This is a genomic window from Jeotgalibacillus malaysiensis (assembly GCF_044789845.1).
Classification (GTDB): Bacteria; Bacillota; Bacilli; order Bacillales; family Jeotgalibacillaceae; genus Jeotgalibacillus; species Jeotgalibacillus malaysiensis_A.
This window is the reverse complement of sequence record NZ_CP085252.1, coordinates 1634706-1648770: the sequence shown is the minus strand read 5'-3', so window position 1 is coordinate 1648770 and position 14065 is coordinate 1634706. Positions and strand designations below refer to the sequence as shown.

The following is a 14065-nucleotide window of genomic DNA, read 5'->3' as shown; positions in this document are numbered from 1 at the left end:
ACTCACCCTTCTGCTAGTTTAACAATTCTATTTGCAATTTCATGTAATGGCTCTGTATATGTAACAAGACCTGTTGCAGCTGCAGCTTTTGGCATTCCGAAAACCACACATGTATCTTTAGACTCTGCAATGGATACAGTATGACCGTTATGGTTTAATTTTACCAGACCTTTAGACCCATCTGCACCCATTCCAGTCATAATGACCGCAATTTTTTTTACATTTTTTAATCCTGAGGCAGATTCGAACATAAAATCCACAGATGGTCTGTGTCCACTGACAGGTGGCTCTTTACTTAACGATAAAGTCAACCTTGAGCCCTGAATTATATTTAAATGAAAATCTCCAGGTGCTACATATGCGTGACCATTTAAGCAGACATCACCTTCTTCAGCTTCTTTTACACTCAGTTCTGACAGCTGATCCAGCCTCTGGGCCAGTGATTTTGTAAAACCGGGCGGCATATGCTGAACGACCAAGACCGGCGCTTTCAGATTACCCGGAAGGTCTGAGAGTACTTTTTGCAATGCACGCGGGCCGCCGGTTGATGTGCCGATTAAAATGAGTGTCTGATTAAACCTGTCATATTTACTATCGGTTAAGATGGGTTCTTTTTTACTAATATTCATTTGTTTTTCTTTAACAGGGTGAAATTGCTGAGGAAGGAGAGTAGCTTCTGCTGCATTCAATACTTTTCCAATCAGTTCTTGTTTAATTAAATGTAGATCTAGTGAAATAGTCCCGGATGGTTTGGCGATAAAATCCACTGCCCCGTAATCCATGGCTAAAAGAGCATTTTCAGCGCCCTCTCTTGTCGTACTGGATAACATGATCACTGGCAGTGGATTTTCTTTCATAATTAATTTGAGCGCCTCCAGGCCGGTCATGATTGGCATTTCCACATCCATTGTAATAACATCCGGCTTCAACAAGCGTATTTTCGCAAGCGCGTCCTTGCCATTGCGGGCAGTCCCAATAACAGCGATTCTTTCATTTTCTGATAAAAACTCCTGGACGAGCTTCCGCATAAAAGCAGAATCATCTACTACCAGAACCTTGATTATTTTACGATGCATGACATCGCCTCACTTTCTTCGGAAAAATGCAGACAGCCGCTCTGTAAAGCGGGGTTTCACTGAGTGAACTTCTTCATTATTGTGTGCTACATATGCTTGAACCATATTTTTTAGTGTCTTAGATGCCGGCGAGTCCGGATACAGCTTTGTAAACGGAGTCTGGCTGATGACGGACCTTCTTACATAAGGATCTTCAGGAAGACTTCCAAGAATACGCACATCTTTATTTAAAAACTTGTTCATAGCAGATGATAGTCTGCTTAACGCCACTTTTCCCTCTTCCGGATTCATCACACGATTACAAAGCAAAGCGAAGGATTTATCATGATCCCTCATATGAATAAACTTCATCATTGAATAAGCATCCATAATTGAAGTGGGCTCACCTGTTGTAATGACGATGACTTCATCTGCTGCCATAATGAGCTCAAGTCCATTTTCTGATGCGCCGGCTCCCATATCAAAAATCAGATAATCATAGTTTTGCTGAAGTACATTAAACCCGTCCATCAGCCTGGTAATTTCGAGGTCTTTCCACTCAACCATCTTATTTAACCCTGAGCCTCCTGATATGTATGAAAAGCCACCTTCAACCTCGACAATAACATCTTCTATCGATCCGTCTCCTTCAAGATAATGGAGAATATTCTGATCAGAAGATGCACCAAGCAGGATATGGACATTGCCCATACCGATGTCCATATCCATCAGCAATACTTTATGACCTTTTGTTGCGAGTTCTGAAGCAAAGTTGATCGAGAAGTTGGACTTTCCGACGCCGCCTTTACCGCTGACTACAGCAATCGCTTTTGCCAGTGGTTTATTCATATAGAGCATTTTCTGTCTTAATGTTTCAGCCTGGTCCATTAGCTTTTCACACCTCTGATCATCATTTCATTTACTTCTTTCAATGAACCTTCACTGATATCCTCCGGAACAGCCTGGCCGTTTGTTAAATAGGCAATACCTGTATGACTCTCAATCATCATATGAAATGCAGGACCCACCGTTATACTCTCATCGCACTTTGTAAAAATTAGTCCATGCATCTTCATATCACTAAACCTGTCATAAATGGCTTTCATTTCTTTGAACTTGGAAGTCATAGATAATACTAGAAACGTCTGCATATCTGATTGAAAGTCAATCGTATTCATTAAGTCTTCAACATACTGAAGCTCCCGGTAATTTCTGCCGGCTGTATCGATTAAGATATGATCATAATCACTGAATTTCTCAGCAGCAGCCTGAAAATCCTCACGGTTGTAAATGACCTCAACAGGTACATTAAGAAGCTCGGCGTATGTTTTCAGCTGCTCAATGGCACCGATTCTGTAAGTGTCAGAAGTGATAAAACCGATTTTTTTCTTATCTTCCATCACGAGCTTTGCTGCTACCTTTGCAATTGTTGTTGTTTTACCAACACCCGTTGGTCCGATTAAACAGATATATTTCTTTGAAGCGTCAATACCTCCATGAGCCAGTGGCTGTAAAGAAGTATAAATATGCTCTTTTGTCCAGTTCAGTATTTCTGAATCATCAGATTGATTCTCCCACTTTTGATGCAGTATACTGCCTGTCTCAAGGATCCAGCTTTCTTTAAAGTCCTGTTCCTTAAGTTTTTCCAGCATGGTCCGGATTGGTGCGGGGAAGTCCTGATAGCCGGTTTGTCTGGCCGAAAGAGCATGAACCATTTGCTTCAGTTCTTTGATTTCATTCTCAAGTTTATGATCACTTTTTGCTTCCGGTGCTTTTATTTCAGGTTTGTCCAGTGCTGCCACTGTCAATTGCTCAGTAGGCGGCTCCGCTGAATCAATACCAGCTACTACTTCGATCTGTTTTGTTTTAAACAACCCGAGGATGCCACCAGTGTAAATGACTTTTGAATTCATAATGACAGCATCATTACCCAGTTCTTTACGCACTTTTTTCATCGCCTCTGGCATTGTAGGTGCCGTAATTTTTTTCATTTTCAATCTACATTCACCACCCCAACACTTTGAACTTCCACATTCGCTTCTAATTCGTTATAGGACAAAATCGGTATTTGCGGAAAATACCTCTCTGTTAATTGACGGATATACATTCTGACTGCAGGAGAGCATAAAACAATCGGTGTCTGCTCAGTCATAGACAGCTGCTCAATCTGTTGTGCCATCGCTTCCAGAATCCGCTGGGAATCATTCGGGTCCAGCGATAAATAGTTCCCGTGTTCTGTCTGCTGCACATTATCTGCAGTCATTTTTTCAACCCTTCCAGAGAGCGTAATCACCCTTAAGGTATCGCCAGGCTCTGCAAATTGACTCGTTATCTGTTTTGCAAGAGATTGTCTGACGTACTCTGCAAGCACATCAGTATCTGAGGTCATACGTGCATAATCTGCAAGTGTTTCAAAAATAATCGGCAGGTTACGGATTGATACATTTTCACGAAGCAGTTTTGATAATACCTTCTGTACATCCCCCACACTAAGTGGTGAAGGTGTCACTTCTTCCACAAGAATCGGGTATGATTCCTGGAGGTGATCAATCAGCTGTTTTGTTTCCTGCCTGCCAAGTAATTCGTGTGCGTGCCCTTTTATCATTTCTGTAATATGAGTAGACACGACTGAAGGCGGATCGACAACTGTATACCCGAGCATTTCCGCCTGATCTTTTACGGATTCATCAATCCACTTCGCAGGCAGGCCGAATGAAGGTTCAATTGTATCAATTCCTTCAATTGAGTCATCATCACCAGGGCTCATCGCAAGGTAATGATCAAGCAGCAGTTCACCTTTCGCTACCTCATTCCCTTTAATTTTCAGCCGGTACTCATTCGGCTGGAGCTGAATATTGTCACGGATCCTTACAACCGGAATCACTAATCCAAGCTCAAGCGCCAGCTGTCTTCTAATCATAACGATTCTATCAAGCAGATCTCCACCCTGATTCGCATCAGCAAGCGGGATAAGACCATAGCCAAATTCAAATTCAATCTGATCGACATTTAACAGGCTGACAACACTTTCCGGACTTTTCATCTCATCTGTTGCGGTATCTTCTTCAGTATCAGTAAACTCTTCTGTTTCAAGTTTTTTTGCTTTTGACAGCGTGTACCCGCCAATTACCAGAATTAATGCAATCGGCAGTGTCAGCAGATTACTGATCGGTGTGAAAATACCAAGCAGGGCAATTGTAGTACCTGCCACATACATAATCGGACCAAATGAAAACAGCTGAGATGTGATATCCTGACCAAGATTACCATCTGAAGCGGCTCTTGTTACAACAATCCCGGTAGCTGTTGAAATTAAAAGAGCTGGAATTTGAGATACAATTCCATCACCAACTGTTAGTAGTGAGAATTGATTGGCTGAATCAGCGAGTGACATGCCCATTTGTACAATTCCGATAATCATACCAAACGTTAAGTTAATTAAAACGATAATGATACCGGCAATAGCGTCACCTTTAACAAATTTCGTTGCTCCATCCATCGCACCATAAAAGTCTGCTTCTCTGCCTACTTTTTCACGGCGTTCTCTTGCTTCCACTTCAGAGATCATACCTGCATTTAAATCAGCATCAATACTCATCTGCTTACCCGGCATCGCATCAAGCGTAAACCGCGCAGCTACTTCAGATACTCTTTCTGCACCTTTTGTAATTACAATGAATTGAATGATGATCAATATGATAAAGACAACCATTCCGACAAGAATATTGCCTCCGGTAACGAACGTTCCGAACGTTTCAACAACGCCCCCGGCTTCACCTCTGCTTAAAATAGCTCTAGTTGTTGATATGTTCAGACCAAGCCTGAATAAGGTTAACAGCAGAATTAACGATGGAAAAATAGCAAATTCCAGCGGTTCTTTCATATTCATTGATGTTAGTAATACGATCAGCCCGAGTGTAATGTTAATAATAATTAATACACTCAGCATCCATGATGGAAGTGGGATAACCAACATGGCGATAATCAATATTACACTGGCGAGTATGGCTAAATCTTTTCCTTTCATGCTGGTCCCCTTTCAAGCGTCACACTTTGTTTTTAATTCTGTATACATAAGCAAGAATTTCAGCAACCGCTTTAAAAAACTCTTCAGGTATCGGGTCACCGATCTCTGCCTGGTCATATAATGCTCTGGCTAATGGCCTGTTTTCTACAGCGACTACATCATTTTCTTTTGCAATTGTTTTGATCTTCTGTGCCAAAAAGTCAACGCCTTTGGCAACTACAACAGGGGCATCGAATTCCCCGTCTTTATATTTGAGAACGATGGCATAGTGAGTAGGATTAGTAATAACAACATCTGCATCAGGAACTTCAGACATCATTCTTTTCATTGCCATTTCCCTTTGCCGCTGCTTAATTTTTGATTTGATCAGCGGGTCACCTTCCGTGTTCTTATATTCATCTTTGAGATCCTGTTTTGACATTCGTATATTTTTCTCGAAATCATATTTCTGATATAGATAATCAAGTACCGCCAAAATAATCAGCAGCCCTGAAGCAAAAAGTCCCATTTGAACAGTCAGGCTTCCTGCCACCTGTAAAGTGGATGTTACAGGTAATAATGACAGTTCCAATACGTCTTCAATACTGAACCATAACACCAGGAATGTCGTCATTCCTACGAGAGAGATCTTCAACACTGATTTTGCCAGTTCAACGAGTGCTCTGGCAGAAAAAATTCTTTTTAATCCTTTAATCGGGTCAAGCTTTGACAGTTTGGGCTTCAGTGGATCTGCAGAGATTAAAAAACCAATCTGCAGATAATTACCGACAATCCCTCCAAGCGCTGCAACTGCCATGATTGGCAGCACAATCCACGCAACTTGCGTGAGCATTTCACCATAAACCAGTATGAGTGTATCTGATGTAACAGGACGCTTAATATAATCCATTAATGGAACAGCTACTAGGTTCAGCATTCTTTCTTCAAACCATCCGCCTGCAAAAAATAAAAACAGAAACACGCTGAACAGGATAAATGCGGTGTTAATATCCTGACTCTTTGCAACTTCACCTTTTTTTCTTGAGTCGAGCCTTTTTTTCGGTGTCGCCTTTTCCGTTTTTTCACCGGCAAAATACTGAAGGTCTAATCTCAGCTTCATTTTCTAACCGCCCCCAAGCGTGATCATCAAATCCCGCATTACAACAAATATTAAATCAAATAGTCTTTGTATAACCTGAAACGTTACACCCATCACAATAAATAAAACAATAAATGCTACGGTAATTTTAATCGGAAATCCTATGACAAAAATATTAAACTGCGGTGATGTTCTTGCAACAATTCCAAGCGCAATATCAACCAGAAATAATACTGCAACAACCGGCGCTGCCATCTGGAATGCGATGACAAATGTAGCTGCGAATGCTTTAATAATTAATTCAGCAGTCATTGGATCTCCAAATCCGAGCGTAACCTGATCAAGCGGTATATATTGATAGCTGAAGAATATCCCATCTAAAATTAAATGGTGACCATTCGTGGCAAGCAGCAGCAAAATGGCAAGTGTGTAAAGATACTGCCCGATCAGCGGGCTTTGTGCGCCTGTCTGCGGGTCAATGACATTCGCCATTGCAAAACCCATCTGGAAATCTATAAAGTTACCGCCGATCTGAATAGCAGATAGAATAATATAAGCAATGAGTCCAATAAATAGGCCGACAGCTGCTTCTTTAATAATTAATAAGATATACTCACCATTGATCTCAAATGGTTCAGCATCAAGCGTATAATACATCATCCAAGACAGCATGATTGCAATGCCGATTCTGTGCGTGGCAGGAATCGTTCTGTGAGAGAATAAGGGCATTGTCACAAAGAATGCCGAGATTCTGACGATAATCAGCAATAAAATTGTCAGTCTGGGGTACAATTCCTCCATAACTAACCGATATACCTAGTAAGATTCGTAAAAATATCCGATGCATAGCTGACGAGCTGAGTCAGCATCCAAGGTCCAAAAAAGATCAGTGCAACCATGACAGCAATGATTTTCGGAATAAAAGCAAGCGTCTGTTCCTGAATCTGCGTTGTTGCCTGAAATATACTGACTAGTAAACCAACGATTAATGCCACGAGCATTAATGGCAGACTGATAATCAGTGTAATCCATACGCCGCGTTCTGCTATGGCAATGACCATTTCTCCATTCATTTCAATTCACCCACCTAAAAGCTCTGCAGCAGAGACTGCATGACGAGATACCAGCCGTCTACTAAAATAAACAGCAGGATTTTAAACGGTAACGAAATCATAACCGGTGGAAGCATCATCATACCCATGGACATCAGTACAGAAGCTACAACCATGTCGATCACCAGAAACGGGATGAATACCATAAATCCCATTTGAAAAGCTGTCTTGATTTCACTTAAAGCAAAAGCAGGAACCATTACGGTTAAAGGAATATCCTGAATTGATTCAGGCCGCTCCGCTTCTGTATAGCTTAAAAATAATTCAAGGTCTTTCTGCCTTGTGTGCTGACTCATAAATTCCTTAAATGGCACAGAAGCTTCTTCATACGCTGTCTCTAAATCTATTTCCTCATTAAATAGCGGGGTTAATGCCCTCTCATTTACTTCACTCAGTACAGGGGCCATAATAAAAAATGTTAAAAATAATGCTAATCCAACGATCACCTGGTTAGGTGGCATCTGTTGTGTTGCAAGTGAAGTTCTGACAAATGACAAGACAATGACAATTCGCGTAAATGAAGTCATCAGGATTAAGATTCCCGGTGCGAGTGACAGAACCGTTAACAGTAGCAATAACCTGACTGAGGTTGCTACATCATCCGGAGGACTGTCATTAAAAAACTGTATGAACTCATCCATCTTTATTACGCTCCTTGCCTTTTGCTTTTTCGAACATTTTCATCCGTTGTGTCTGATGCTCCTTCAGCTGGTCCTTAAATAGATTGCTGAATGACTGACCATCCTGTTGGACGCTTCCGGCTTTACGTTCTTTCAGCTTTTCGACCCACCCTGATACAGGACTCTGCTGAAAGTTTTCACTCTGATCAAAATATTCTTCAAGCTCTTCCATTTCTTCCGGTGTGTGTATCTCTTTAATCAGGTTGACATCTTCACCAACCCCCAGAATATAATAGCTGTCTGCAATCTTCACAATTTGTACAGAACGGTTTCCACCAAGAGTGGTCCCGCCCATATTTTTGATCAGCCTGCTTTGCTGAAAATTTTTCGTTTTACTATTTACAAATTTTAATAGTGCGTATAAAAGGATAATGACAAATGCCAGCGCACCAACAAGTCTGACAAATGTCCAGAAGTTAATGCCAGATGGTTCACCCGAGTCACTGATCGCAGGTACATTCTGCTCCGCACATTCTTCTGAAGGGTTATCTCCCATGCAGTCTGAAACATTACCGGGACTTGCAAACAAAACCTGTTCTCCTCCTGTGACAAATGTCAGCAGAAAGAGAACAAAAAACAACTTATAAATCATTTTCATCAACCTATCGCTTTAGAGATTGCCTCAATTACACGGTCAGCCTGGAATGGCTTAACGATAAAGTCTTTAGCGCCAGCCTGAATCGCATCGATTACCATAGCCTGCTGACCCATCGCTGAGCACATAATAATTTTGGCAGAGCCATCAATCTTTTTGATTTCTTTTAAAGCAGTAATCCCATCCATCTCGGGCATTGTAATATCCATCGTTACCAGGTCAGGTGAAGTTTCTTTGTATTTTTCTACTGCCTGAGCACCGTCTGCAGCTTCTCCTACTACTTCAAAGCCGTTTTTCGTTAAGATATCCTTAATCATCATGCGCATGAAAGCAGCATCGTCAACAATCAGTATTTTCTTCGCCATGTTCAAAAACCTCCAGCTATTATTAGCGTAATTTATTTAATCGGTCTGACTTACTGATGATATCTGTCAGTCTTACTCCGAAGTTTTCCTCGATTACTACGACTTCACCTTTTGCAATCAGGCGGTTATTTACAAGAATATCAACCGGTTCACCAGCAAGCTTATCAAGTTCAATAATTGATCCTGAAGTCATTTCCAGAATCTCCTGAACAGATCGTTTCGTTCTTCCTAACTCAACAGTGACCTGCAGCGGAATATCAAGCAGCAGATTAAGGTTTCTAGATTCACCTGCACTGAGTCCAGGGTTTTCAAATTGTGAAAACTGGGCAGGCTGAACGTCTACTGCTTTAGCAACTGCACGGTCTCTGTTCAATTGAACGCCTTCTGACTGAACGTCCTCGGTGTACTGAGGAGCAATTTCAACTGGTTGCTGCACTTCCCTTTCTTCTACAGGTGCTGGTCTTTCAGCTGCGGGAGCCGCAGCAGCAGCTTCATTTTGAGCTTCTATCTGAGCGCCGCCCATTAACTGGTTCACAAGCGACTTGCCGAATTCAAGCGGGATCAGCTGCATAATATCTGAATCAATCAGTGAGCCGATTTTTAAGTTAAACGAGCTCTGAATGACTTCATCTTCCTCAGGCAGATTCCCCATTCCATCTTCACTTTCCAGATCCATTAATTCAATACTCGGCGGTGAGATATCCACCTTCACCCCAAAGATTGTAGACATTGAAGTGGAAGCAGAACCCATCATCTGATTCATTGCTTCCTGTACAGCACTCAGCTGAATTTCCCCAAGGTCTTGAGAAGGGTTCGTCCCGTCTCCTCCAAGCATCAGATCTGCAATCACTGCTGCATCCGACTGCTTTATCACGAGCAGGTTATTCCCCTTTAAGCCCTCAGTATAATGAACATTAATGGCTACTGAAGGGTGAGGAAATGACTTAGAGATTTCCTTTGTGTTTACTAAGTTAACTGATGGTGTTGTAATATCCACCTTTTGATTTAACAATGTTGATAGTGCAGTGGCAGAACTGCCAAATGATATATTTCCAATTTCTCCCAAAGCATCGATTGCCACCTCATCCAGCTCTTCGGACGGATCCGGTTTTTTTTCTTCCGGTACTTCATCTGCAGTGCCCTTTAGCAAAGCATCAATTTCATCCTGGGAGAGCATGTCATCACTCATCATCGTCCTCTCCTCCTTTCACTTCTTCAATAATCTGAACGCCGATTTTTTTACCCAGCTGTCCAGGCTGTACAATGAATTTTGGTATATCACCGATTTTGAGCACAACCGGTTCATCGTAACGGTGATTTAATTCAAGTACGTCACCGACTTCAAGCATTAAAAATTCCTCGATCGCTAGCATAGAAGAACCAAGCTCAGCTGTAATTGACAAATCAGCTTTCTTAACTCTTTTTTCAAGCTGAAGCTTTTCTTCAGGATTTAACTCTTTTTTCTCAGACTGCATCCAGTGCTTGATTGAAAGATTTGGCATAATCGGTTCAAGCACAACATGAGGAAGACATATATTGATCATCCCTGTTGTCTCACCGACTACCGTATTAAGTGAGATCACCACTACCGTTTCGTTAGGTGAAATAACCTGAAGAAACTGTGGGTTCACCTCAAAATCAGTCAATATCGGATCTATATCAGCAACGTTACCCCATGCTTCTCGTAAATTATCAAATGCCCGTTCAAAAAGCGTTGACATAATTTTCGTTTCAATTTCTGTTAAGTTATCAATCTTACTGACGCTAGAGCCATGACCACCAAGAACTCTGTCCATCATTGCATAAGCTACATTTGGATTAATTTCCATCAGAATTTTTCCATCAAGCGGTGGAACCTCGTAAACATTCAAAATCGTCATTTTAGGAACAGATCGTATAAATTCCTCATACGGGATCTGATCAACAGATGCTACATTTATTTGAACATATGTCCGGAGCTGGGCAGAGAAAAATGTCGTGAGCAGTCTGGCAAAGTTTTCATGGATCCTTGATATACTTCTTATCTGATCTTTTGAAAACCTGAGCGCCCTTTTAAAGTCATATACTTTAACCTTCTTTTCCTGCTCTTCCTTTTTAATCTCTTCCGCTGACATTTCACCAGTTGATATGGCTGATAATAGTGCATCAATTTCATTTTGCGAGAGAATATCTCCAGCCACTTAAGTTCACCTCCGTCCATCTGCTTCTTTCATTATTGAACGACAATTGATGTCGTATAAACCTGAATGACTTCACCTTCCTGAAGTAAATCATTCACCCGGTTTGCAACAATCTCTTCAAGTGCGTCTTTCCCTGCACTCCCCTCAAGATCTGATTTATCCATTTCCAGCAATTCATCTATTAAGATATCTTTCACCTGAAACTCAAGCTGTGTTAATTCTTCTGCTGCTTCTTTGCTGTCTGTCTGAATTGACATAGAGACTCTGGCAAAATTGTTACTGCCAATGTTTGTGGTTACTTCCGGCACTTCAACTGTTGCTTCTACAATTTCTGCAGCTGATAACCTGACTTCTTCTTTCTCTCCGCCTTCAGCAAGCTGATCAGATACAACCAGTACAATCACGCCGACAAGCGTAATGGATACAAGAATGACGAGCATGGTGACCAGTAATTTATTTTTACTCTTCATCTGTTTCCTCCTTCAGGTGCGTCATGTTCAACACATGGATCGCACGATAAAAGTCAGTAATTTTCCCTCTCACATCACTCATGGAATCTTTCACTATATATTTCTTTCCATTCGTCAGTGTAATAGTCGTGTCAGGAAACGCTTCTACTGTTTCGATGTAAATTGCGTTAATCATAAACTCTTTACCATTTAATCTTTTTAACTGGATCATTAAAGCCGGCGTCTTCATCGGTCTGAAGACGCCGTCACCCCCTCACCGGATTATCGCTTCAGATTAACTAACTCTTCTAAAATTTGATCAGACGTTGTAATAATTCGCGTATTGGCCTGGAATCCACGCTGTGCTGTGATCATTTCTGTGAATTCCTCTGACAGGTCAACGTTGGACATTTCAAGTGTACCCGCAGAGATCGATCCACCAATTGTTTCGACGTTCCCGATATTTGCTACACCTGAGTTAACTGACTCTTGAAACAGGTTATTACCTGCTTTCACAAGACCTGATGGATTATTGAAACTCGCAAGGCTGATTGAAGCCATTGGCATTACAAGACCATTAGAATATACAGCATTAACAACTCCTGTTTGTGATACCGAAAAGCTTTCTATCGATCCTTCTCTATTTCCATCTGCGACTCCTTGAATTGAGATTTCACCAGCATCATTGGTAACATTTGTAAAATCAAACGTTACAGGAGCAGCAATACCAGGTAGAGTAACATTGTTTGTACCACCAACATTTACATTTCCTGAACCAACCACATTAGCTGTCCCTGATGAATAATCTGTTAAAGTGTAACCCCAGGCATTAGCATTTGCTCCAGGACTGAACGTAGCTGTATAGGTTGATTCCTGTCCTAGATCATTAACCAATTTCACTTGTTGAGAAAATTCTGACGTTAAATCTGCGATTGATGATGATAAATTACCACTAAACGTTATATTAGAGGATGTTTGTGCAGGCAATACTCCACTTGCATTAATTGTAATATCTTCTAGAACCCCATTATCAAATTGTTGAACTCTATATCCATCACCATTCACAAGAGTACCCGCCTGATCAAGGTAGAAGTTCCCTCCACGTGTATATAGGTTTTGACCACCCGGCCCCTGGACTACGAAGAATCCGTCTCCATTAATCGAAAGGTCTAACGAACGACCCGTAGTTTGTAATGACGCCTGAGTTTGAACACTGTCAATTGTGGCTGTTACAGATCCTAAACCAACCTGCAACGGATTCTTACCTCCACGGCCTTCTACAGCAGCAGTTGCGCCGGAAATTGTCTGGTTCATTGCCTCCTGGAATGTCACACGGCCTTTTTTAAAGCCGAATGTGTTTACGTTTGCGATGTTATTACCAATTACATCAAGCTTTGTCTGAAAGTTTTTAAGTCCTGCAATACCTGAATACATTGAACGAATCATTATGTTTTCCCCTTTCGTGAGCCGCTTCTGTCGGTCAGCTGGCTCTTAGGCTCCTTTTTCAGGTCCACCTATTCTAAAATGATAGTGCCATCAATGCCTGTGAATATCTGATCTTTTAAGTCTTTCTTATCCATTGCTGTTACAACTGTGCGATTTTGAATACTGACAATCAGTGCTGCCTGATCCAATAGGACAAGCGAATCTTTTACACCTTTACTATCAGCTTCATTCACTTTATCTGACACTCTTTGCCACTGGTCAGGGGTGATATTGATATTTCGTGATGTGAGTCTTTCATTCGCATGCCTGCTGAATTTTAACTCTTCCCCGAGCACCTGCTGAAGTTTGTCAGCAAAACCGGTTTGCTTCGTTTGTTTCTTTACTGGAGCAGCCGGTGGTGTGTGAATCGGGTTGAATCGGATATGCTCCATATACTTCAAATCCTTTACTGTGCGATTTTGATCAGCTCATCGGCTTTAATCCGCTGCTCGTCTGCTGTATGCAGCCAGATTGCTCCTTCTTTTCTTGAAACTGATACAATTGTACTTTCAATTTCTTTGTCATCCTTCATAAAGCTTACTTTCTTTCCAATCATCATACTTGCCTGCTGAAGTGAATCCTGGAGCTCACCTTTATTTACTTCTGAAATATTACCCGGTGTCAGCGTGGTACCATCTTCAAGTGTGAACTCAACAGAGCCGCCTTTGAATTTAACGGTTTCAACAATTCCTTTTCCATCTGTCGCAACCTGTTCACCATCAAGCATTTCCATCTTGTCCCACTTTACTTCTTTACCGACAAACTCGTTATATTGAATGAGTGATGTCTGTTCCTGCATCGTCGCAAATTTTTCAAATGAACTAGCCATATTGGTCATTTGCTCAAGGCTTGAGAAGTTTGCCATCTGTGAGATGAATTCTTTGTCTTCCATTGGCTGTGTTGGATCCTGGTTCTGCAGCTGGGCAATCAACAGTTTTAAAAACTGATCTTTTCCCATTGCCTGATCTTTCGGTTCAAGCTTTTTCTTGTCGAGTGAAGATAAATATAAGCTTTCGTTGATACTTGTTGGATTCAATCC

Annotated in this window: 17 protein-coding genes; all 17 read right to left on the bottom strand. The window is 41.4% G+C overall.

The annotated features are described in order from the left end of the window. Positions 1 to 2: 2 nt before the first annotated feature. Complete coding sequence (locus tag LG330_RS08930) at positions 3 to 1076, bottom strand: chemotaxis response regulator protein-glutamate methylesterase (RefSeq protein ID WP_404409195.1); 1074 nt, start codon at positions 1074 to 1076, stop codon at positions 3 to 5. Positions 1077 to 1085: 9 nt separating this feature from the next. Then, positions 1086 to 1943 (bottom strand): MinD/ParA family protein, encoded by an 858-nt coding sequence (locus LG330_RS08925; protein WP_404409193.1) that lies wholly within the window; start codon positions 1941 to 1943, stop codon positions 1086 to 1088. Beyond that, entirely contained in the window at positions 1943 to 3046 is a 1104-nt protein-coding gene (gene flhF / locus LG330_RS08920; RefSeq protein ID WP_404409551.1) for a flagellar biosynthesis protein FlhF, read from the bottom strand. The genes LG330_RS08925 and flhF overlap by 1 nt, the downstream gene beginning before the upstream one ends. A 2-nt stretch (positions 3047 to 3048) precedes the next feature. Continuing rightward, entirely contained in the window at positions 3049 to 5082 is a 2034-nt protein-coding gene (flhA, locus tag LG330_RS08915) for a flagellar biosynthesis protein FlhA (protein WP_404409191.1), read from the bottom strand. Between the two features lie 19 nt (positions 5083 to 5101). Further along, complete coding sequence (flhB, locus tag LG330_RS08910) at positions 5102 to 6181, bottom strand: flagellar biosynthesis protein FlhB (RefSeq protein ID WP_404409189.1); 1080 nt, start codon at positions 6179 to 6181, stop codon at positions 5102 to 5104. A 3-nt stretch (positions 6182 to 6184) separates the two neighbouring features. Further along, entirely contained in the window at positions 6185 to 6961 is a 777-nt protein-coding gene (gene fliR, locus LG330_RS08905) for a flagellar biosynthetic protein FliR (protein ID WP_404409187.1), read from the bottom strand. A 2-nt stretch (positions 6962 to 6963) separates the two neighbouring features. Further along, the gene (gene fliQ, locus LG330_RS08900) at positions 6964 to 7233 is read right to left on the bottom strand and encodes a flagellar biosynthesis protein FliQ (RefSeq protein WP_039808906.1); all 270 of its coding nucleotides are present in this window, start codon (positions 7231 to 7233) and stop codon (positions 6964 to 6966) included. Between the two features lie 14 nt (positions 7234 to 7247). Continuing rightward, complete coding sequence (fliP, locus tag LG330_RS08895) at positions 7248 to 7913, bottom strand: flagellar type III secretion system pore protein FliP (RefSeq protein ID WP_404409185.1); 666 nt, start codon at positions 7911 to 7913, stop codon at positions 7248 to 7250. Next, positions 7906 to 8544 carry a flagellar biosynthetic protein FliO gene (locus LG330_RS08890; RefSeq protein ID WP_404409183.1) on the bottom strand — a complete coding sequence of 213 codons (639 nt, stop codon included), beginning with the start codon at positions 8542 to 8544 and terminating at the stop codon, positions 7906 to 7908. Before LG330_RS08890 ends, fliP begins: the two co-directional genes overlap by 8 nt. Positions 8545 to 8549: 5 nt before the next feature. Beyond that, positions 8550 to 8912 (bottom strand): response regulator, encoded by a 363-nt coding sequence (locus tag LG330_RS08885; protein ID WP_134379496.1) that lies wholly within the window; start codon positions 8910 to 8912, stop codon positions 8550 to 8552. A 22-nt stretch (positions 8913 to 8934) separates the two neighbouring features. Further along, on the bottom strand, positions 8935 to 10104 hold the full coding sequence (gene fliY, locus LG330_RS08880; RefSeq protein WP_404409182.1) for a flagellar motor switch phosphatase FliY: 1170 nt from the start codon (positions 10102 to 10104) through the stop codon (positions 8935 to 8937). Beyond that, positions 10094 to 11092 (bottom strand): flagellar motor switch protein FliM, encoded by a 999-nt coding sequence (gene fliM / locus LG330_RS08875; protein ID WP_404409180.1) that lies wholly within the window; start codon positions 11090 to 11092, stop codon positions 10094 to 10096. The genes fliY and fliM overlap by 11 nt, the downstream gene beginning before the upstream one ends. A 32-nt stretch (positions 11093 to 11124) precedes the next feature. Then, entirely contained in the window at positions 11125 to 11562 is a 438-nt protein-coding gene (gene fliL / locus LG330_RS08870) for a flagellar basal body-associated protein FliL (protein ID WP_404409178.1), read from the bottom strand. Continuing rightward, positions 11552 to 11773, bottom strand: coding sequence for a flagellar FlbD family protein (locus LG330_RS08865; protein WP_404409176.1), 222 nt, complete (start codon positions 11771 to 11773; stop codon positions 11552 to 11554). Before LG330_RS08865 ends, fliL begins: the two co-directional genes overlap by 11 nt. A 50-nt stretch (positions 11774 to 11823) precedes the next feature. Continuing rightward, positions 11824 to 12987, bottom strand: a complete 1164-nt coding sequence (locus LG330_RS08860) for a flagellar hook protein FlgE (RefSeq protein WP_404409174.1) — start codon at positions 12985 to 12987, stop codon at positions 11824 to 11826. A gap of 68 nt (positions 12988 to 13055) precedes the next feature. Further along, positions 13056 to 13418, bottom strand: a complete 363-nt coding sequence (locus tag LG330_RS08855) for a TIGR02530 family flagellar biosynthesis protein (RefSeq protein ID WP_404409172.1) — start codon at positions 13416 to 13418, stop codon at positions 13056 to 13058. Positions 13419 to 13432: 14 nt separating this feature from the next. Beyond that, complete coding sequence (flgD, locus tag LG330_RS08850) at positions 13433 to 14062, bottom strand: flagellar hook assembly protein FlgD (RefSeq protein ID WP_404409170.1); 630 nt, start codon at positions 14060 to 14062, stop codon at positions 13433 to 13435. Positions 14063 to 14065: the final 3 nt, after the last annotated feature.